At 64.5% G+C, this 20,706-nt stretch carries 16 protein-coding genes; 7 read left to right on the plus strand and 9 right to left on the minus strand.

All coding sequences use genetic code 11. The features are described from left to right. Positions 1 to 30 precede the first annotated feature (30 nt). The 3 genes from AC04SI_RS01490 to AC04SI_RS01500 form a co-directional block, all read right to left on the minus strand. The gene (locus AC04SI_RS01490) at positions 31 to 2,832 is read right to left on the minus strand and encodes a [protein-PII] uridylyltransferase (RefSeq protein ID WP_488473824.1); all 2,802 of its coding nucleotides are present in this window, start codon (positions 2,830 to 2,832) and stop codon (positions 31 to 33) included. A 185-nt stretch (positions 2,833 to 3,017) separates the two neighbouring features. Beyond that, positions 3,018 to 3,341, minus strand: coding sequence for a hypothetical protein (locus tag AC04SI_RS01495; RefSeq protein WP_488473825.1), 324 nt, complete (start codon positions 3,339 to 3,341; stop codon positions 3,018 to 3,020). Further along, positions 3,341 to 3,862 (minus strand): glycosyltransferase family 25 protein, encoded by a 522-nt coding sequence (locus AC04SI_RS01500; RefSeq protein ID WP_488473826.1) that lies wholly within the window; start codon positions 3,860 to 3,862, stop codon positions 3,341 to 3,343. The genes AC04SI_RS01495 and AC04SI_RS01500 overlap by 1 nt, the downstream gene beginning before the upstream one ends. A 175-nt stretch (positions 3,863 to 4,037) precedes the next feature. On the opposite strand from AC04SI_RS01500, the gene AC04SI_RS01505 reads away from it, so the two are divergent. The 3 genes from AC04SI_RS01505 to AC04SI_RS01515 all read left to right on the plus strand — a co-directional run bounded on the left by AC04SI_RS01505 (position 4,038) and on the right by AC04SI_RS01515 (position 7,913). Then, entirely contained in the window at positions 4,038 to 6,539 is a 2,502-nt protein-coding gene (locus tag AC04SI_RS01505) for a heavy metal translocating P-type ATPase (RefSeq protein ID WP_488473827.1), read from the plus strand. 44 nt (positions 6,540 to 6,583) lie between these two features. Beyond that, a complete protein-coding gene (gene copM, locus AC04SI_RS01510) occupies positions 6,584 to 6,976 on the plus strand; it encodes a CopM family metallochaperone (protein ID WP_488473828.1) in 393 nt (130 codons plus the stop codon). A gap of 91 nt (positions 6,977 to 7,067) precedes the next feature. After that, the gene (locus AC04SI_RS01515) at positions 7,068 to 7,913 is read left to right on the plus strand and encodes an aldo/keto reductase (RefSeq protein ID WP_488473829.1); all 846 of its coding nucleotides are present in this window, start codon (positions 7,068 to 7,070) and stop codon (positions 7,911 to 7,913) included. 20 nt (positions 7,914 to 7,933) lie between these two features. On the opposite strand, the gene mutS is transcribed toward AC04SI_RS01515, so the two are convergent. Continuing rightward, on the minus strand, positions 7,934 to 10,657 hold the full coding sequence (gene mutS, locus AC04SI_RS01520; RefSeq protein ID WP_488473830.1) for a DNA mismatch repair protein MutS: 2,724 nt from the start codon (positions 10,655 to 10,657) through the stop codon (positions 7,934 to 7,936). A gap of 239 nt (positions 10,658 to 10,896) precedes the next feature. On the opposite strand from mutS, the gene AC04SI_RS01525 reads away from it, so the two are divergent. Both AC04SI_RS01525 and AC04SI_RS01530 read left to right on the plus strand, forming a co-directional pair. Next, positions 10,897 to 13,176, plus strand: coding sequence for an NADP-dependent malic enzyme (locus tag AC04SI_RS01525; protein WP_404275090.1), 2,280 nt, complete (start codon positions 10,897 to 10,899; stop codon positions 13,174 to 13,176). Between the two features lie 274 nt (positions 13,177 to 13,450). After that, a complete protein-coding gene (locus tag AC04SI_RS01530) occupies positions 13,451 to 14,521 on the plus strand; it encodes a sensor domain-containing diguanylate cyclase (protein WP_404275092.1) in 1,071 nt (356 codons plus the stop codon). Positions 14,522 to 14,654: 133 nt separating this feature from the next. Here the strand turns inward: AC04SI_RS01530 and AC04SI_RS01535 are convergent, their stop codons facing one another. Beyond that, a complete protein-coding gene (locus AC04SI_RS01535; protein WP_404275094.1) occupies positions 14,655 to 15,647 on the minus strand; it encodes an adenosine kinase in 993 nt (330 codons plus the stop codon). A gap of 374 nt (positions 15,648 to 16,021) precedes the next feature. Here AC04SI_RS01535 and AC04SI_RS01540 point away from each other — a divergent pair, with 374 nt between their 5' ends. Both AC04SI_RS01540 and AC04SI_RS01545 read left to right on the plus strand, forming a co-directional pair. Next, entirely contained in the window at positions 16,022 to 16,924 is a 903-nt protein-coding gene (locus AC04SI_RS01540) for a DMT family transporter (RefSeq protein WP_404275096.1), read from the plus strand. A 76-nt stretch (positions 16,925 to 17,000) separates the two neighbouring features. After that, entirely contained in the window at positions 17,001 to 17,699 is a 699-nt protein-coding gene (locus tag AC04SI_RS01545; protein ID WP_404275098.1) for a sulfate transporter family protein, read from the plus strand. 42 nt (positions 17,700 to 17,741) lie between these two features. Here AC04SI_RS01545 and AC04SI_RS01550 read toward each other — a convergent pair whose 3' ends face one another. The 4 genes from AC04SI_RS01550 to dut form a co-directional block, all read right to left on the minus strand. Continuing rightward, complete coding sequence (locus tag AC04SI_RS01550) at positions 17,742 to 18,545, minus strand: isocitrate lyase/PEP mutase family protein (protein WP_404275100.1); 804 nt, start codon at positions 18,543 to 18,545, stop codon at positions 17,742 to 17,744. Positions 18,546 to 18,623: 78 nt separating this feature from the next. After that, complete coding sequence (locus tag AC04SI_RS01555; RefSeq protein ID WP_404275102.1) at positions 18,624 to 19,475, minus strand: hypothetical protein; 852 nt, start codon at positions 19,473 to 19,475, stop codon at positions 18,624 to 18,626. Positions 19,476 to 19,553: 78 nt separating this feature from the next. Further along, entirely contained in the window at positions 19,554 to 20,210 is a 657-nt protein-coding gene (locus AC04SI_RS01560; protein ID WP_192178110.1) for an HAD family hydrolase, read from the minus strand. Continuing rightward, positions 20,210 to 20,695 carry a dUTP diphosphatase gene (gene dut / locus AC04SI_RS01565; protein ID WP_404275103.1) on the minus strand — a complete coding sequence of 162 codons (486 nt, stop codon included), beginning with the start codon at positions 20,693 to 20,695 and terminating at the stop codon, positions 20,210 to 20,212. Before dut ends, AC04SI_RS01560 begins: the two co-directional genes overlap by 1 nt. Positions 20,696 to 20,706: the final 11 nt, after the last annotated feature.

Here is a 20,706-nt window from a genome sequence, read left to right on the forward strand (position 1 = left end):
CGTGGGAATGGGACAAAGTGATGGTGATCCTCACTCGGCGGCCGCCTTGGCCTTGCCGTTGCGCTCCGGCGCGGTGCCCTCGAGGGTCTCGATCAGCCTCTTGCGGATGGTGGCTATACGCGTCGGGCTGTCGATCTTCTGTCCCGTCAGGTCGGTGACATAGAAAGTGTCGATGACCTTCTCGCCAAAAGTCGTGATATGCGCCGAGGCGATGTCGAGCGAGAGATCCGACAGCGCGCCGGTGATCTCCGACAGCAGGCCAGGCCGGTCCAGCCCCTCGATCTCGATCACCGAGAAGCGATTCGAAAGCGTGTTGCGGATTTCAGCCCGCGGTGGAATGCGGAAGACCTTGGCGCCGCGCCGGGGCTTGGTGCGCTTCTCGATCATTTCGGGCAGCCAGCTCTTGCCCGACAGCACATCCTCGATCAATCTGCCGACGCGCTCGGCGCGGCGGCGCTCATCCTCGTCGAGGTCGAATTCCCGGCTGATCAGGATGGTGTCCAGCGCGCGGCCGTCGGAGGTGGTGAAGATCTGCGCGTCGACGATGTTGCCGCCGGCTCCGGCGCAGGCGCCGGCAATCACCGACAGCAGGCGCGGATGGTCCTGCGCCAGAACGGTGATCTCGGTCACGGCCTCGAACTGGTGGGTCTTGACCATGGTGGCGAGCTTCTTGCCCGCCGCGTCCGCCTCGCGGATGAATTCGGCGTGGCGCAGCTGGTCGGCGAGGTCCACGGTCAGCAGGTAGTTCTCGTAGTGCTGGGCGACATAGCGCTTGCGGTCCTTGGCCGGCCAATCCGCCAGCGCCTCGGCCAGCCGCTCGCGCGCGGCGGCAGTGCGCTCGGCGCGCGACACTTCAGAGAAGCCACCGGTCAGAAGCAGCTCGGTCTCATAATAGAGCGTACGCAGCAACTGGCCCTTCCAGCCGTTCCACACGCCCGGCCCGACGCCTCTGATGTCGCAGACGGTCAGGATCAGCAGCAGCTTCAGCCGCTCGACAGACTGCACGATCGAGGCGAAATCCTCGATCGTCTTGCGGTCGTTGAGGTCGCGCGTCTGCGCCGTCATCGACATCACGAGGTGGTTCTCGACCAGCCAGGCGACGGTTTCGGTGTCGGCCGCCGAAAGCCCCATATGCGGGCAGATGCGCCGCGCGATGCGCGCGCCAGCCTCCGAATGGTCCTCCAGGCGTCCCTTGGCGATGTCGTGCAGCAGCACCGCCACATAGAGCGCCTCGCGGCTCTTCTTCAGTCCCGGCATCAGCGTGTGCGACAGCGGATGCACCTTCTCGCCGTCGCCGCGCTCGATCTCGGCCAGCACGCCGATGCAGCGGATTAGGTGCTCGTCCACCGTATAGTGGTGGTACATCGAGAACTGCATCATGGCGACGATCTTGCCGAAGTCGGGGATCAGCTTGGCGAGCAGACCTGCCTCGTTCATGCGCCTGAGGTTGAGCTCGGCGTTGCGGTCCGAGGTCAAGATGTCGAGGAACAGCCGGTTGGCCTCCTCGTCGCGTCGCAGCGACTTGTTGACCAGGCCGAGCGAGCGGGTGAGCAGCTTCAGCGCATCGGGGTGGAACTCCAGCCCATGCTTGTCGGCGAACCAGAACAGCCGCAAGAGATTGACCGGATCGCGCTCGAACACCATGTCGTCGGCGACGTTGATCCGGTGGTTGTCGACGATGAAATCGGACGTGCCGGCGAGCTTGCGCTTGCGGCGCGAGAAGGTGAGGAAGATACGGTTGAAGCCAGGCACATGCTTGGCCTGTTCCTCCTCCAGTGCCGCGCAGAAGATGCGGGTCAGGTCGCCGACATCCTTGGCGACGAGGAAGTAGTGCTTCATGAAGCGCTCGACCGCCGACAGGCCGGGATGGGTGGTGTAGCCCAGCCGCTCGGCGATCTCGCGCTGGATGTCGAAATGCAGCCGCTCCTCGGGCTTGCCGGTGAGGAAATGCATGTGGCAGCGCACCGCCCACAGGAAATCCTCAGCCTTGAGGAATTCGCGGTATTCGGCTTCGGTGAAGACACCCTTGTCGACCAGTTCCTCGCCGGTGCGCACCCGGTAGAAATACTTGGCGATCCAGAACAGCGTCTGCAGGTCGCGCAGGCCGCCCTTGCCGTCCTTGACGTTGGGTTCGACGAGATAGCGGCTTTCGCCGGCCTTGGCATGGCGCTCGTCGCGCTCGGCAAGCTTTGCCTGCACATATTCGGGGCCGGTCGTGCGCACCACCTCGTGGTCGAAACGCGTCAGAAGCTCGTCATAGAGTTTCAGCTCGCCCCACAGGAAGCGCGCTTCCAGGATCGAGGTGCGGATGGTGATGTCGGTGCGCGACAGCCTCAGGCACTCGTCGATGTTGCGGGTGGCGTGGCCGACCTTCAGGCCGAGATCCCACAGCATGTAGAGCATGTATTCGACGATCTGCTCGCCCCACGGCGTCTGCTTGTAGGGCAGCAGGAACAAAAGGTCGATGTCGGAGCCCGGGGCCAGCGTGCCGCGGCCATAGCCGCCGACCGCGACCACGGCCATGCGTTCGGCAGAAGACGGGTTCTTGACGCGGTAGACATGGGTCGCGGCGAAATCGTAAAGCGCGCGGATGAGTTCGTCCATGAGATGCGACAGCCGGGCGGCGCAGGCGGTGCCGCCGCCATCGTCCTTCAGCATGGTCTCGGCGACCTTGCGGCCGTCGGCGAGCCGGCCCTTGAGAAGCTGGAGGACGCGGCCTCGCGTGGCCTGGCCGGAGCCGTCGCCGGCCGTTGCCGCGGTCAGCGCCGTCATCTCGCGGCGCAAAGCCTCGCCGTCGATCAGTTCGTCGAGTTTCAGGGATATTTTTGCCATATGCGGAGGTCGGTCTCGCCTTTTCGGCGGCGTCTATAGCGCGTTTTCGCGGTGCTGGGTATGGGGCGGTCGAACACGCTTGCCCTGGTGTTCGAATGGGATGGTCTTCCACTGCCGCAGCCGGCAGAAATCGGCAAGCTGTCATGCCAGGCCTGGCCGCGGCATGAAAAGAGAAACGTGACCGTCTACAACGCCTTCAAGCGATGCCCAGGACGGGGCGGACGGACACTTTTGCCATGATAGCGGAACGGAATGATCATTTCCCGCTCCAGCTGGAAAACCTTGCTGGCTTGGTGCCATATCCGCTTGACCTCGGTCAGGACTTTTTCGGGAGTAGACCTCTTTCGTTTTTCGTTCGCAGGCGTCGCCGGCGACCTGGGTGTCGCATCAATGATCTGGCTCGGCAGCACAGCTTCGTCATCGCTCAGGAACTGGGTCTGCATGCACAGCGCCGGTATGAGCTGATATGTTGTCTTGCGCCACGATGTCTGGAAGACGGGATCGAACATCACGCAATCGACCTGAGCGGCGAGCTCATATGTTGCCTCGAGAAGATCGCGCGCGACCCGTTTCGAAACGATATAGCCCGCAGTGCCGAGATGCGCCCCCGGAGCCTGGACACGGAATGGCCGTAGCCGACGGAAGTGTGGATCCTGGAGACAGAGGTCTTGCTGAAGACTGTCTCCAGCTTGACGATGTCGGCGTCGGCCGGAATCCAGTCGCTGTCGGCAAACAATGGGCGGGCCACGGCTGAAATCAGCACATCGTCTTCAAGGATTGCGGTGTAGGCATCATTGCTTTCAGCAACGATGCGCCAGCATGCAATGTGGCTCAGAAAGCAGGCGATCTCGGCATCGGACAAGTTCGACGGAAAGGAATTCCAGTATGGCGCACTCGCGGCCATGTCGGATGGATTGCATGCATCGATCGCCGCAACCCGTTCAAACGCTACACCGATGCGGGTCAACTCCGCCGTCATGTGGGCAAGCCGGTCCCGGGACCGATCGAGGTTGATGACCAGACACTTCATTTAGAGCGGGGATCGATGCGATTGCGGGAAGTGGGCGTCCATAGCATAAGGGCGCAATCGCGTGCGATATTTTTTCGCCGACCGCCTCGGCTCGAAAAGTCGAAACTGGCCCTTGACCTTCCAGTTACTGGAAGCCCTACCTCCGCACCAGATCGAGACATAAGAGGCATTTCGGATGGCCGACCATGATCACCACGCGCACGCTGGCGGCTGCTGTTCCGCCAAAGGTGCCGCGCCAGGCGCGGCGGCCGTCATCCGCGATCCGGTCTGCGGCATGACCGTCGATCCGGCCGCCGGTAAGCCGATGGCCGAGCATGGCGGCCAGGTCCACCATTTCTGCAGCGAGCGCTGCCGTGCGAAATTCGTCGACGAGCCGGAAAAATACCTGACGGCCACCGATCCGGTGTGTGGCATGAGCGTCGACCGCGCCATCGCCAAGCACTTCTTGCGTCACGAGGGCCAAGGTTTCTATTTCTGCTCGGCCGGTTGCAAGGCGAAGTTCGAGGCAGAGCCGGCAAAATATCTCGGCGACAGGCCTGAGCCGCAGGCAATGCCGAAAGGCACGCAATACACCTGCCCGATGCATCCCGAAATCGTCCGCGACAAGCCCGGTGCCTGCCCGATCTGCGGCATGGCGCTGGAGCCGATGGGTGTGCCGACCGGCGACGAGGAGCCGAACCCGGAACTGGCGGATTTCACCAGGCGCTTCTGGGTCAGCGCAGTGCTGTCCCTGCCCTTGCTCATCATCGCCATGGCGCCGATGCTCGGCCTGAGCGTCGAAAGCCTCGTCGACGATCGGACGAAGACCTGGCTGGAATTGGCGCTGGCGAGCCCGGTGGTGCTGTGGGCGGCATTCCCCTTCTTCCATCGCGGCGGGCAGTCGGTTCTCAACCGCAGCCCCAACATGTGGACGCTGATTTCGCTGGGCGTCGGCGCTGCCTACCTCTACAGCGTCGTCGCCGCGCTGTTCCCGGATATCTTTCCGCATCAGTTCCGCGGCCACGGCGGCACTGTGCCGGTCTACTTCGAGGCCGCCGCCGTCATCGTCGCGCTGGTGTTCCTCGGCCAGGTTCTCGAACTGCGTGCCCGTGAAAAGACCGGCTCGGCGATCCGCGCCTTGCTCGACCTGGCGCCGAAGACGGCCAGGCTGATCGGCGCGGATGGCTCCGAGACCGACGTGCCGCTGGACACGGTCAAGGCCGGCGATCGGCTACGCATTCGTCCGGGCGACGCCGTGCCGGTCGACGGAAACGTGCTCGAAGGCCGCTCGGCGGTCGACGAATCGATGATCACTGGCGAGCCGCTGCCGGTCGAGAAGACGGAAGGCGATGCCCTGACCGGCGGCACGCTCAACAAGAACGGTTCGCTGATCATGCGCACCGAAAAGGTCGGTGCCGAGACGACGCTGGCGCGCATCGTCGAGCTCGTCGCCAAGGCACAGCGGTCTCGCGCGCCGATCCAGGGGCTGGCCGATCGCGTCTCCTTCTATTTCGTGCCGGCCGTCGTGCTGGTCGCGATCATCGCCTTCGTCGTCTGGGCAATCCTCGGTCCCGAGCCGAGCCTCATCTTCGCCATCGTCTCGGCGGTGTCGGTTCTGATCATCGCCTGTCCCTGCGCGCTCGGCCTGGCGACGCCGATGTCGATCATGACCGCGACCGGGCGCGGCGCCCATGCCGGCGTGCTGATCAAGGAAGCGGCGGCCCTCGAACGCTTCGCTGCGGTCGATACGCTGATCGTCGACAAGACCGGCACGTTGACCGAGGGCCGGCCGCGATTGACCGACGTTGTCGCCACCCAAGGCATGGTCGAGAATGAATTGCTGGCGCTCGCTGCCGCCCTCGAAAAGGGCTCGGAGCATCCGCTGGCCGAGGCCATCGTCGTTGGCGCCGGCGAACGGGGCCTGAAGATCGCTGACGCCAGCGATTTCGAGGCGGTCACCGGCAAGGGTGTTTCGGGCATGGTGTCGGGCAGCAAGGTCGCGCTCGGCAACGCGGCGATGATGGCCGATCTCGGCATCGACACCGCGCCGCTCGGTGAACAGACAACGGCGCTGCAAACGGACGGCAAGACGGTGATGTTCGTTGCGGTGGGCAAAAGGCTGGCGGGCATCGTCGCCGTCGCCGATCCGGTCAAGGCGACGACAGCGGAGGCGATCAAAGCGCTGCATGACAGGGGCTTGAGGATCATCATGGCGACCGGTGACAATGAGCGCACGGCCAAGGCCATAGCCGGCAAGCTCGGCATCGACGAGGTTCGCGCCGGCCTCCTGCCGGAACAGAAGGCGGCCCTTGTCGAGGAATTGCGCTCTAAAGGCGCCGGTGTCGCCATGGCCGGCGACGGCGTCAACGATGCGCCTGCACTCGCTGTCGCCGATGTCGGCATCGCCATGGGCACCGGCGCCGACGTCGCGGTCGAAAGCGCCGGGATCACGCTGGTCAAGGGCGACCTCAACGGCATCGTCCGCGCCCGCACGCTCGCCCAGGCGACGATCCGCAACATCCGCCAGAACCTGTTTTTCGCCTTCCTCTACAATGTGCTCGGCGTGCCGGTCGCGGCCGGCGTGCTCTATCCGCTCACCGGCACGCTTTTGTCGCCGATGCTGGCGGCGGCGGCGATGAGCCTGTCTTCGGTCTCGGTCATCGGCAACGCGTTGCGGCTGAGAACGTTGAAACTCTGAGCAAAACTCCCAAATACGACGTTCCATTCAACAGGAGATCACGGATGAATTTGGCCAAGAAGATTGTGCTTTTGCTGATGGCGGCGGGAATGCTGCTCGCGGTGTTCCTTGAAAGCGTTCCTGCACAATCGGAGGAGATGAAGCACGACATGTCCGGCATGGCGATGGGCGCGGAAAACCCTTCGACCGCCGGCTACAAGGCGGCGATGGACAAGATGCACGCCGACATGATGGCGATCGAAAGTACCGCCAATGCCGATGTCGATTTCGTCCGCGGCATGATCCCGCATCATCAGGGCGCGATCGACATGGCCAAGGTCGAGCTTGCCAACGGCAAGGACCCGGAAATCCGCAAGCTGGCCGAGGGGGTTATCGCCGCGCAGGAAGCCGAGATCAAAGAGATGCAGGCCTGGCTCGCCGCCCATCCGATGAAGTAGCGGCAGGCGTAACCGCGAACGTTCGGACAGGCCTTTCGTCTGGATTTCACGGCTCGCTTGTACTGCGATACGGCGCCAACTGGAGCACGTCATGCCGTCAACGATCAGAACCACCACGCTGCCCTCGGGCGAAGCCGTTGCCGTGCTCGGCCAGGGCACCTGGAAAATGGGCGAGGACGCCCGTCGCCGTGCCGATGAGGTTGCGGCGCTCAAGCTCGGGCTGGACCTCGGCGTCACGCTGATCGACACCGCCGAAATGTATGCCAGCGGCGGCGCCGAGGAGGTGGTGGCGGAGGCCATTGCCGGGCGCCGCGACGACACCTTCCTGGTCTCCAAGGTGCTGCCGTCCAACGCCTCTCGCGCCGGTGTGCAGCGGGCCTGCGAGAGCAGCCTGAAACGCCTCGCGACCGACCGCATCGATCTCTATCTCTTGCATTGGCCGGGCAGCGTGCCTTTGGCGGAGACGGTCGAGGCGTTTGAGGCGCTGAAAAAGGCCGGCAAGATCCGCCACTGGGGCGTCAGCAATTTCGACACCGACGAGATGGAGGAACTGGTCGGCCTGCGTGCCGGCTGCGATGTCCAGACCAACCAGGTGCTCTACAATCTGTCGCGGCGCGGCCTCGAATTCGACCTCGCGCCGTGGAGCCGGCAACGCGGCATTCCGCTGATGGCCTATTCGCCGTTCGAGCAGGGCGCCTTGGCGCGCAACACCAGGCTCGAGGCCATCGCCGCCCGCCACAATGCCACCCCGGCGCAGATCGCGCTTGCCTGGGTGATGGCACAGCCAGGCGTCATCGCCATACCGAAAGCAACGAGGCGGGAGCATGTGCGCCAGAACGCCGCCGCGCTCGACTTCAGGCTGAGTTCTGAAGATATCGCCGACCTCGACCGCGCCTTCCCGCCGCCGACGCGCAAGCGCGGGCTGGAGATGATCTGATCGACGCGAGCGGTCGCGGGCTACTTCCCCGCCATCCCCTTCAGCCTGTACAGCGCCTCCAGCGCCTCGCGCGGCGTCATTTCATCGGGATTGATCGCACCGAGCGCCTCGCCCAGTGCATCGTTCTTCACCGGCTTCGGTGCTTCGCGCTTCACGGCCACCGAAAACAGCGGCAGGTCGTCGACCAGCCGGTTGGCCTTGCCCGAAACGTCGCCTTCCTCCAACTGGTGCAGCACTTCCTTCGCCCGCCCGACCACGGCTTCCGGCAGGCCGGCGAGCCGCGCCACCTGGACGCCGTAGGAGCGGTCGGCGGCACCTTTGCCGACCTCATGCAGGAAGACCACGTCGCCTTCCCATTCCTTGACCCGCATGGTGACGTTGTGCAGTCGCGGCAGCTTGCCGGCCAGCGCCGTCATCTCGTGGAAATGGGTGGCGAAGATCGCCCGGCAGCGGTTCTTCTCGTGCAGATATTCGACCGCCGCCCAGGCGATCGACAGGCCGTCGAACGTGGCGGTGCCGCGGCCGATTTCATCGAGAATCACCAGCGCCCGTTCGCCGGCTTGGTTGAGGATCGCAGCCGTCTCGACCATCTCGACCATGAAGGTCGAGCGGCCGCGCGCCAAATCGTCGGAGGCGCCGACACGCGAGAACAGCCGGTCGACGACGCCGATATGGGCACTTTGCGCCGGCACGAAGGAGCCTGTCTGGGCAAGGATGGCGATCAGCGCGTTCTGCCTGAGGAAGGTCGATTTGCCGCCCATGTTGGGGCCGGTCAGCAGCCAGATCGCGCCGTTCTTCGCGCCGCCTTCCGGCGACAGGTCGCAATCATTGGCGACGAACGGGCCTTCGCCCGAACGCCGCAGCGCCTGTTCGACCACCGGATGCCGGCCGCCGGAGATATCGAAGGCGAGGCTGGAATCTACCACCGGACGGCACCAGGCCTCGCTTTCGCAGAGCAGGGCAAGTGCCGCCGAGACGTCAATCACGGCAAGCGCCTCGGCGCCGGCGCGGATGCTGTCTGCTTCGCCGACCACCTCCGCCGTCAGCCTGTCGAAAGTGGCTAACTCGATGCTCAGTGCCCGGTCGGCGGCGTTGGCGATTTTTGTCTCGAGTTCGGCGAGCTCCGTTGTCGTAAACCGCATGGCGTTGGCCATGGTCTGGCGGTGGATGAAGCGCGCCTTGGCGCCGTCGCTGCCGGTCATGATCGAATGGTGATTGGCGGTCACCTCGATGTAGTAGCCGAGCACATTGTTGTGCCGGATCTTCAGCGAACGGATGCCGGTCTCATCGATCAGCGAGCGCTCCAGCCCGGCGATCACTTTGCGCGATTCGTCGCGCAGTGCCCGCATCTCGTCGAGCTCGGCATGATAGCCGCCGCGCACGAAGCCGCCGTCGCGCTTGAGCAGCGGCAGCTCCTCGCTGAGTGCCTGGCTGAGATGCTCTGAGAGCGTGCGCGGCAACGCCTTGATGGCGGTGAGCGCTGCCGCCAATTCCTGGGGCAGGGCGGTCGCGGCAAAGATCTCGGCGATGGCGCCCGCCGCCTCGAAGCCGGCGCGCAGCGCGCCGAGGTCGCGCGGGCCGCCGCGGTTGAGCGCCAGCCGGGACAGCGCGCGCGGCATGTCGGCGACGCTCTTCAGGCTCGTCCGCGCCGCCTGGCAGAGCCGCGTCTCCGAGCGGAAGAACGACACCGAATCCAGCCTCGCCCCAATCGCCGCCGGATCGGTCAGGGGCGCCATCAGCCGGTCGGCCAGCAGCCGCGCACCGCCACCGGTCACCGTGCGGTCGATCGCCTTGAACAGCGAGCCTTCACGGCTGCCCGACAAAGTGCGCAGCAATTCCAGATTGCCGCGCGTCGCCGGGTCGATGAACAGCGTCGAGCCGGCTTCCTCGCGTTCGGGCCGCGACAGCGGCGGCCGCTCGGCCTTCTGCGTCTTCTCGACATAGGCAATCGTGCCGGAGATCGCCGACAGCTCGGCGCGGGAGAACGTGCCGAAACTGTCCGGCGTCGCCACCTCGAAGAAGCGGGCGATGCGCCCCGCGGCAGAAGCCGAATCGAACAGTGATGGCGGCTGCGGACTGGCGACGCGGCCGATGACATCGAACACCGGCTTCAGCTCCGGATCGTAGAATACCGGTTCGGCGACGATCAACTCGCGCGGATCGACCCGGAACACATCGGCCAGCAGCCGGTCGGCGGTGGTTTCGGCAACGCGGAAGACGCCGGTCGAGATCTCGATCCAGGCCAGCGCGAAGGAATGCTCCGCCCCGCCCTTCACACGCCCCAGCGCCATCAGGAAACTCGATTCCGACGGCGCCAGCAATTTGTCCTCGGTGATGGTGCCGGGCGTCACCAGCCGCACCACGTCGCGTCGCACCACCGATTTGCCGCCGCGCTTCTTGGCTTCCGCCGGATCCTCGATCTGCTCGCAGACGGCGACGCGAAACCCCTGGCCGATCAGCTTCTGCAGATAGTCGTCGGCCGCATGCACCGGCACGCCGCACATCGGGATGTCATGGCCCTGGTGCTTGCCGCGCTTGGTCAAGACGATGCCGAGCGCCCGGCTCGCCTTCTCTGCATCGTCGAAGAACAGCTCGTAGAAATCGCCCATGCGGTAGAACAGCAGCGAATCCGGGTTCGCCGCCTTGATCTCGATATACTGCTCCATCATCGGCGTTGGAGCGGCAACTGTCGCAGGCGTCATCGCCTCTGGGGCGTCGGGCTCGGTTGGCGTGTGCATGTTCATGCCGGCACGCTAGCAGATGTAATGGCGCGGTTTAATGCCGGCGGCTCGAAAAGCAGGGGAAGAAGCGGCTGCCCCTGCTGTCGCCAGCGCCGGCCCGCCAAAGGCCCGCGACATGCTGGAAGCGCTTTTCCGGATCGCTTGGCGGTTTACAGCGTCCTCATGTGGCCTTAATCCGGAAGCTCACAAAAACATGGCATCCATCTCAAGGGTGCCGCACCGGCGAGGAAATCAAAAGCATCATGGCCAGGAAAACCGAAAACAGCGGTCCCTCCGTCAGCGCGCAGGAGGCGCTGGAATTCCACGCCATGGGCCGCCCAGGTAAGCTGGAGATTGTCGCCACCAAACCGATGGCGACGCAGCGCGATCTGAGCCTTGCCTATTCGCCGGGCGTCGCCGTTCCCGTGCGGGCCATCGCCGAGGACCCGAGCCGCGCCTTCGACTACACGACGCGCGGCAACATGGTCGCCGTCATCTCCAACGGCACCGCCATCCTCGGCCTCGGCAATCTCGGCGCGCTCGCCTCCAAGCCGGTGATGGAAGGCAAGGCGGTGCTGTTCAAGCGCTTCGCCGATGTCGATTCCATCGACCTCGAAGTCGATACCGAGGATGCCGACGAGTTCATCAACTGCGTGCGCTTCCTCGGCCCCTCCTTCGGCGGCATCAACCTCGAGGACATCAAGGCGCCGGAATGCTTCATCATCGAGCAGCGCCTGCGCGAACTGATGGACATTCCGGTCTTTCATGACGACCAGCACGGCACCGCTATCATCTCGGCCGCCGGCCTGATCAACGCGCTGGAGATCACTGGCCGCGACATGAAGACCACGAAGATGGTCTGCAACGGCGCCGGTGCGGCCGGCATCGCCTGCATCGAGCTGATGAAGGCGATGGGTTTTGCGCCCGAAAACATCATCCTGTGCGACACCAAGGGCGTGGTCTTCCAGGGCCGGACCGAAGGCATGAACCAGTGGAAGTCGGCGCATGCCGTCAAGACCGAGGCGCGCAGCCTGGCCGAGGCACTGGACGGCGCCGACGTTTTCCTCGGCCTTTCCGCCAAGGGTGCGCTGACCACCAAGATGGTGCAGTCGATGGCCAAGAACCCGATCATCTTCGCCATGGCCAATCCTGATCCGGAGATCACGCCGGAAGAAGTGGCCGAGATCCGCACCGATGCCATCATGGCCACCGGGCGCTCGGACTATCCGAACCAGGTCAACAACGTGCTGGGCTTCCCCTACATCTTCCGCGGTGCGCTGGATGTCAGGGCCACCACCATCAATGACGAGATGAAGATCGCCGCGGCACGCGCGCTGGCCGAACTGGCGCGCAAGGACGTGCCGGACGACGTCGCCGCCGCCTATCAAGGCAACCGGCCGAAATTCGGCCCCAACTACATCATTCCGGTGCCGTTCGACCCGCGTCTGATCGCGGCTATCCCGCTTGCGGTGGCAAAGGCTGCGATGGAGTCGGGCGTCGCCCGCAAGCCGATCCTCGATCTCGACCGCTACGCGCAGGAGCTTTCGGCCCGCCGCGACCCGATCGCCTCGACCTTGCAGCGAATCTATGACCGCGTCCGCCGGCAGCCCAAGCGCATCGTCTTCGCCGAGGGCGAGGAGGAGCAAGTGATGCGCGCCGCCGTCTCCTATGTGAACCAGAAGCTCGGCACCGCCATCCTGCTCGGCCGCGACGACGTCATCAAGGAGAACGCCAAGCACGCCGGCATCGAGCTCAACAAGCAGGGCATCGAGATCATCAACGCCAGGCTGTCGCGCCGCAACGGCATCTACACCGACTATCTCTACGAGCGCATGCAGAGGAAAGGCTTCCTGTTCCGCGACTGCCAGCGCCTGATCAACAACGACCGCAACCATTTCGCCGCCTGCATGGTGGCGCTGGGCGATGCCGACGGCATCGTCACCGGCGTCACCCGCAACTATTCCACGGCGCTCGACGACATCCGTCGCATCATCGACGCCAAGCCCGGGCACCGAGTCATCGGCGTGTCGATCGTGCTGGCGCGGGGCAGAACGGTGCTGGTCGCCGACACCGCCGTGCACGACATGCCCAATGCCGAGCAGATCGCCGACATCGCCGAGGAGGCAGCCGGCTTCGCCCGCCGCATGGGCTACGAGCCGAGGCTTGCCATGCTCGCCTACTCCACCTTCGGCCATCCGCAGGGCGAGCGCTCCGAGCGCGTCCAGGAAGCGGTGCGCATCCTCGACAAGCGCCGCGTCGATTTCGAATATGACGGCGAGATGGCCGCCGACGTGGCGCTCAATGCCCGCGCCATGGCGCAATATCCGTTCATCCGCCTGACTGGCCCGGCCAATGTGCTGATCATGCCCGCGTTCCACTCGGCCTCGATCTCGACCAAGATGCTGCAAGAGCTTGGCGGCTCGACCGTCATCGGCCCGCTACTGGTCGGTCTCAACAAGCCGGTCCAGATCGTTTCGCTGAATGCCAAGGACTCAGACATCGTCAACATGGCGGCGATCGCAGCGTATACGGCGGGGGCTTGACGAACGGTCCGCGCAGCGGACCAAAAGGCAACGATTTGGCTTTTCGAGTGAGGCAAGGCCCGAAGCCATAGCGGAGGGCAGCCTGACGAACGATCCGCACAACGAGGCGAAAAGGCAACGGTGAGCCCGCGAACGCTTTTCGCGTGAAGCAAAGCCCGAAATGCCATCGGACCCATAAGAGATTGATAATATCCAGCTGATATAGGGAACCTCTTTGCCGACTTGCCGTAACGGCATGTGCGGCGCGCTCAGACCGCCAAACGGGGGTGCGGCCATGAAGCATGACGGGGTTTCTGTATCAGCGGTCGGCCACGGGGCCTACCACGACGAGCGGCTCGACGCGCTGCTCAGCATCACCGGCCGCATGGACGGTTATCTCTACCGCTGCCGCAACGATCAATCCTACACCATGCTCTATATCAGCGACGGTATTTTCACCGTCAGCGGCTATCCGCCCACGGATTTCGTGCACAACGCCGTGCGCGACTATGTCTCGGCCATCCACCCGGACGATCTTGCCTCGGTCTATGCCGCCGTCGACGCCGCGCTTGAGGCGCGCCGCAACTGGAACGTCGACTATCGCATCGTGCCCAAGGTCGGCGAACCGCTCTGGGTCCGCGAGATCGGCGGCGGCGTCTGGGACGATGCCGGCGAACTCGAATTCCTGGAAGGGTTCGTCGTCGACATCAGCGACCGCAAGGTTGTCGAGGACCTCAACGCCCAGCTGCTGCAGGATCTGAAGGTCGCCAATGAGGAGCTCTCCGCGCAAAAGCGTGAGATCGAGCTGGCCAAGCAGCAGAGCGACCATTCGGCCAACCACGATCTGTTGACCGACCTGCCCAACCGGCGCGCCTTCCACAACGAGCTCAAATCGGTGGTCGCCCGCTGCGCCGGTAACGGCCAGACGGCCGGTCTCCTGTTCATCGATCTCGACCAGTTCAAGGAGGTCAACGACACGCTCGGCCACGAGGCCGGCGACGCGCTGCTGCAGCGCGTGTCGAACCACCTTCGATCCGTCCTGCGCAGCGATGATTTCGTGGCGCGGCTCGGTGGCGACGAGTTCGCCTTGCTGTTTTCGGGGCAAGCGGACCAGGCAAGGCAAAAGGCCGTGCGCGTCGCCGAACGCGTCCTGGAACGGCTTCGCATCAAGGTTCCGGCGCCGAACGGCGACATCCAGGTCAGCTGCACCATCGGCGTCGCCATCTATCCATCCGAAGCCGGCGACGGCGACGCTCTGGTCGCGCTTGCCGACCGGCTGATGTATGTCGGCAAGAAAAACGGCCGCGACCGGCTGGTCACCGCCGACCTGGAGCCTGCGGCCAGCAAGCATCGCCGGACCGCCTGAGCGGGGCGCCGACTGGCTGCGGGCGTCCCGAAATGTCAGTCGCGAAACGCCTCGGTTGCGTCTATGTGCGCTCCATGACAGGCACGCGACAGGCGGCGTCTTTTGGATGCCCGTCAAGGGTGACGCTGCGAGACTATAGCAGCCCCGCCTGCTCGGCTTCGCGGCGCAAATTCTGCCGCGGCCTCGGCCCGAGCTGCTGGATGACCAGCCCGGCCGCCAGCGAGCCGAGGTCCCCGCAGTCCTTCAGGCTGCGTCCCGTCGTGTAGCCGTAGAGGAAACCGGCGGCGTAGAGGTCGCCGGCGCCGGTGGTGTCGACCAGGTCCTTGATCGTCGTCGCCTCGATGATGACGGTCTCGTCGCCGCGCACGATGACCGAGCCCTTTTCCGAGCGGGTGACGGCGGCGATCTTGCAGTCCTTGCGGATCGCGGCCAGCGCCTCCTCAAAGGAAGCGGTCTGGTAGAGGGACTTGATCTCGTGGCTGTTGGCGAAGACGATGTCGACGGTGCCCGAGCGCATCAGGTCGAGGAACTCGTCACGGTAGCGGTCGACGCAAAAGGAATCCGACAGCGTCATCGACACTTCGCGCCCGGCAGCATGAGCCAGCCGCGCGGTCTGCCTGATCGCCTCCTTGGCGCGCGGCGGGTCCCACAGATAGCCCTCGAAATAGGTGACCGCAGCGCCCGAGGCCTTGTCGGCCTCGACGTCCTCCGGGCCGAGCTCGACGCAGGCGCCGAGATAGGTGTTCATCGAGCGCTCGCCGTCCGGCGTGACGAAGATCATCGAGCGTGCCGTCGGAGGTTCGCCTTCGAGGGGTTTGGTATCGAAGGCGACGCCCTGGGCCTGGATGTCATGGGTGTAGATTTCGCCGAGCGGGTCGTTGGACACCTTGCCGAAGAAGGCGGCGCGGCCGCCGAAGCTGGCAATGCCCGCCGCCGTGTTGCCGGCGCTGCCGCCGGACGCCTCGATCGCCGGGCCCATGCGGCTGTAGAGCAGCTCGGCGCGCCTGGTGTCGATCAGGTTCATCGCCCCCTTGATGATGCCGTTGGTCTCAAGGAACGCCTCGTCGCACTGGGCGATGATGTCGACAATGGCATTGCCGATGCAAAGCACGTCATAGTCCGGCATCAATATCTCCGCCAACAACCACCGGCTTTCTGCCATGCCGGCCGCGCGCGGGTCTAGACCATGATCCCGAAAAGTGGAACCCGGTTTTCGGACAAGATCATGGTCAAACAAAAAATAGAGACCCCAGCCCGATTCAATCGGGCTGGATCAGGCTCTGGAGTTGCCGCCGCTTTGCCTACCCCGAAAATCGGCATTGTCTTCCGCGACGCCGACCTGTGGCTGCCATTTGGCACTTCGCTGCGGTAGCCGTCGGATCGAACTGGACCATGGCAGCTGTGACCGTGGCAGCTATGGTTGCATCCAGATCGAAGCATTTTCGTTTCTTCTTGAGCTAGAAGCGGGACCGATCGAAGTTTCCGAGGCGCGAACCGGCAATGCCCGAAAAGACCAACATGACCACCGAACTGGCCCTGCTCGGTGTGCTGGCCGTGCTCTGGGGTGCGTCCTACTCCTTCATCAAGGTCGGCGTCGAGACGATCCCGCCGGTGACCTTCATCGCAGGGCGGACTTTGATCGCCGGCGGCATCCTGCTCGCGCTCATCCGCTGGCGCGGCCTCGCCATGCCGAGGGATGCGGTGACCTGGCGCCGGTTCATGTTCCAGGCCTGCCTGAACAGCGTTGTCCCATTCACGCTGATTGCCGCCGCCGAACGCTCCATCGATGCCGGCCTTGCCACCATCCTCAACGCGACCTCGCCGATCTTCACCTTCCTGCTGACGGCGCTGATCACCCGCCACGAACCGGTGACGCTGCGCAAGCTGGTCGGCGTCGGCGCGGGCATCGCCGGCATATGTCTCATCGTCGGCGCGCAAGCGCTGGGCGGCCTTGGCCATCAGCTCTGGGCGCAGCTTGCCGTCATCGCCGCCACCGTCAGCTACGCGGGTGCAGCTATTTTCGGGCGCAACTTCAGGGGACTCGACCCGATGCTGCCCGCCGCCGGCTCGATGATCTGCGGCACGGCAATCCTCATCCCTCTGAGTCTCATTTTCGACCGGCCCTGGACGCTTTCGCCCTCGACCGCGTCAGTCCTTGCGCTGCTTGGACTGTCGGTCTTTTCCACCGCACTCGCCTTCTCGATCTTTTTCCGCCTCATCCACACGCTGGGTTCGGTCGGCACGACGTCGCAGGCCTATCTGCGCGTGCCGATCGGCGTCGGCATCGGCGCGCTCTTCCTCGGCGAGAGCCTCGGCCCGACGGCCTGGCTCGGCATGGGTTTTGTCGTCGCCGGCGTGGCGGCCATGACCATCCCGGCCCGCAAGGCAGCACTTGCCGGGTAGGCAAGTCGCTCTTGTGGCCTGTCGGGTCTCCGCCTATCTCGGAGATGTCCGTTTTGTCCCAGGGGGTGGAAACGCCGTGATCCTTGACGCTGCCCGCGCCGCTGCCAGTCAGCTGTTCTCTCCCGAATTCCGAGCGGTTTTCCTGAAGACGCTCGGGCTGACCCTGCTGGCGCTGGTCGCGCTGTGGTTCGGTCTGACGGGTCTTGTCGATTGGCTGGCCCTGCCGTGGGTCGAGACGCTGTTGCCCGACCTGCCGTCCTGGGCCGGATGGCTGAGCGGCATCATCGCCGCCATCGCTCTTGCGTTCGGGATGGCGTTGCTCATTGCACCGGTGACGGCGATCATTGCCGGCCTGTTCCTCGATGATGTCGCCGAAGTGGTCGAGCGCACCGACTATCCCGGCGATCCGGCCGGACGCGCCGTGCCGGCGCTGCGCTCGCTGGTGCTGTCGATAAAATTCTTCGGCGTCGTCATCCTCGGCAACATCGTCGCCTTGCTGCTGCTTTTGGTGCCGGGCATCAACATAGCCGCCTTCTTCATCGTAAACGGCTACCTGCTCGGGCGCGAGTTCTTCGAATTCGCCGCCATGCGCTTTCGCCCGGAGGAGGAGGCCAAGGGACTGCGCAGAAAGTATGCCGGCACGGTGTTTCTCGCCGGGCTGGTCATCGCCGCCTTCCTCGCCGTGCCCTTGCTCAACCTTGTGACGCCGCTCTTCGCGGCCGCCATCATGGTGCATCTCCACAAGGCGGTCTCGGCACGCGAAAGCCGCCGGTGAAATATCCTCAGCGGCTCGCCGCCACGTCGACGACGGTAGGCGTCATTCGCCGGACTTGCCAAACAGCGCCTGCAGCTTGCCGAACGGCATGGCGGATCGGGTGAAGCCGAAAGTGCCTTCCTCCTGGATCTCGCGCGCCGCCGTCTCCAACATGCCGAAGGCGAAATTGGTCAGCCACGGCCCGAGCGAGATCCGCTTGACGCCTGCCTGGGCAAGGTCGGCGACGGTGAAGCCCGGCCGCGCCATGACATTGATCGGCTTGCTCACCGCCGAGCACACGGTGCGCACCGTCTCGATATCGCCGAGGCCGGGCGCGTAGAGCACGTCGGCGCCGGCTTTCTCGAAAGCCTGCAGCCGCTTGATCGTGTCGTCGATGTCGTTCCGGCCCCACAGGAAATTCTCGGCCCGCGCCGTGAAGACGAAATCGCGCTTCAGCGCCCGCGCCGCCTCGACCGCTGCAGCGACGCGCTCGACCGCGTGCGAAAAATCGTAGATCGGCTTGTCGGGATCGCCGGTGTGGTCCTCGATCGAGCAGCCGGCAAGGCCGGCGGCTTCGGCCGCGAAGATGGTTTCGGCCGCACGCTCGGCGCTGTCGCCCTTGCCGCGCTCGAGATCGGCCGAGACCGGCAGGCTGGTCGCCGCAGTCACCTCGCGGCAATGGTGGATCATGGTGTCGAACGTCACCGCGCCGTCAGGCAGGCCACGCGAGAAGGCAAAGCCGGCGCTGGTCGTCGCCAGCGCGTTGAAGCCGAACGAGGCGAGAAGCTTCGTCGTGCCGACATCCCAGGGGTTGGGCATGACGAAGGTCGAGGCATGCAGGTCGCGAAAGATCTTGCCCTTGTCCATGGAGACTTCCTTCAGATACGGAATTGTGAGGCGGAGTCTATCGTGCCGGTTTCCGCCGGGCAAACGAATGCGTTTGGCTCAGAAGCGTTTGGCGTTCTCTGCTGACAAACGCTCGAACGCGTCGGAGTCCTTCACGTAGCGCGACACCATCTTGTCCCAGTTATAGGTGACCGAGATATCGTGCGAGGAAGCCTCCGACCGAGCTTCCCCGCAATCCTCCTCGCCGGGCACGGTGGCGTCGGTGACCGTCACTTTGATCGCCGCATAGGGTTGATTGTCGCCACTTGTCTGAAAGGCCAGGTTTTGCGTGCGCCTGTAGGCGCAGACATTTTCATCGAACGTGTAGATCATGTCGATCAGCTGGAAGCGGCCGTCGCGGACCATGATCAGTGCTGTGCCGACATAGCCCTGGTTCGAGTTGAAATGCGTGCTCATGGTGATGACGGCATCGTCGCCGGCGCCGAGCGAAAGTCTGTTCGGTTCACGGAAATAGCTGCTCCTGTCGACGGCGACATTGACGGCGTCGAGCAGTTTCGGTTTGCCGCTGAGATCGTAGAGTGCCAGCACCGCAAAGCCTTCGGCGCTGTCGGGAGAGTCGCCGAGGTCCAACAGCATCGTCAGCCGGTCCTTGCCGCCGGTCTTGATGTCGAGCACGGCGGCGTTGGGGAAGCTCGATGTCGGCGGCGGCGAGCCACCGCTATTCGGTCCCTCGATGTGGCGCATCTCGATCGGCAAGGTGCCGTCATAAAAGCCGTCCGTACCTTTCTTCAGATCCGGAATGGCCATTCTGGCAAGGTCGAGATAGGTGACATCCTGCTGGCCGGGCAGGGCAGTACCCAGATCGGGAAAGCTGACGCCTTGCGCACCCGCCGTCGCCCCAAGGCAAGGCAGCAACAGGCAGAAAAGGACAAAGCGAAGCAAAAGGTTCATGTGTGGCCCCGGGCTGGCGGGCATCAAGCTAGCACGGACAAACGAGGCATACAGCAAGGTCCGCTGGCCGAAATCAGCTCAGTGGATCGGCACCAGGCCGGCTAGTTCGCGCATGTCGTCGAACAGGATGCCGCCGGCCTCGGCCAGGCCGTCTGGATCGGAGTACGGATCGGCGTGATAGGAAAAAACGCGCATGCCTGCGGCTATACCGGCCTCGGTCCCGGCGACGCTGTCCTCGATGACGATGCAGTCGGCGGGCGCGAAGCCCATCGTCTTCGCGGCATGGAGGAACAGGTCCGGAAACGGCTTGCCGCGCCCGACCATGGTCGAAGAGAACATGGCGTGCTCGAACAGCGGCAGCAGCCCGGTCTGGCCAAGTGTGATGTGCATCTTCGACACCCGCGCCGAAGAGGCGACGCAGTAGTCGATGCCGGCCGCCCGGACTTTCTCGATGAACTCGCGCACATAAGGGATAGCCTCGACACCATGCGCGAACAGGTCCGGCAAGCCTGCATTCCAGCGCTCGACGAAATCGGCGCCGAGGCTCACGCCGGTCGCCTCGACCTCCTGCTGCACCGAGACCATGCTGCGGCCGGAGAAATGCTTGCGGCAGTATTCGAGGGTGGTTGTGAAACCGGCGGCGCTCAGCCATTCGGCGAGGCGCTGATTGGCAAGGTTCTCGGTATCGACCAAGATCCCGTCGCAGTCGAAAATGACGAGTTTAGGTGTTCCCATTAAGCGGTGCCGGTCGATCCGAATCCGCCAGAGTCGCGCGCTGTACCGCCGGCGAGCGAGCGCTCCTCGATCGCCACCTGGGTCACCGCCGCAAAGACGATCTGGGCAATCCGCATGCCGCGCGTCACGGCAAAGTCCTCGGCGCCGAGGTTGATCAGCAGCACCTTCACCTCGCCGCGATAGTCGCTGTCGACCGTGCCCGGTGAATTGAGGACAGTAAGTCCATGCTTGAAGGCAAGGCCCGAACGTGGCCGAACCTGACCTTCCATGCCCTCCGGAATTTCCAGGATCAGCCCGGTCGGCACCAAAGCGCGTTTTCCGGGCAGGATCAGCAACGGACGGTCGTCCGGCACCGCAGCGCGCAGATCCATGCCGGCTGCGCCCGCGCTTTCATAGGCTGGAAGCGGCAGGCCTTCGCCATGGGGTAACCTGACGAAACCGACGGAGGGGCCGATGACGGAAGTGGGACAAAGGGCTGCGCGCATAAAGCCATTCC

This window comes from Mesorhizobium sp. CNPSo 4689, assembly GCF_057784325.1.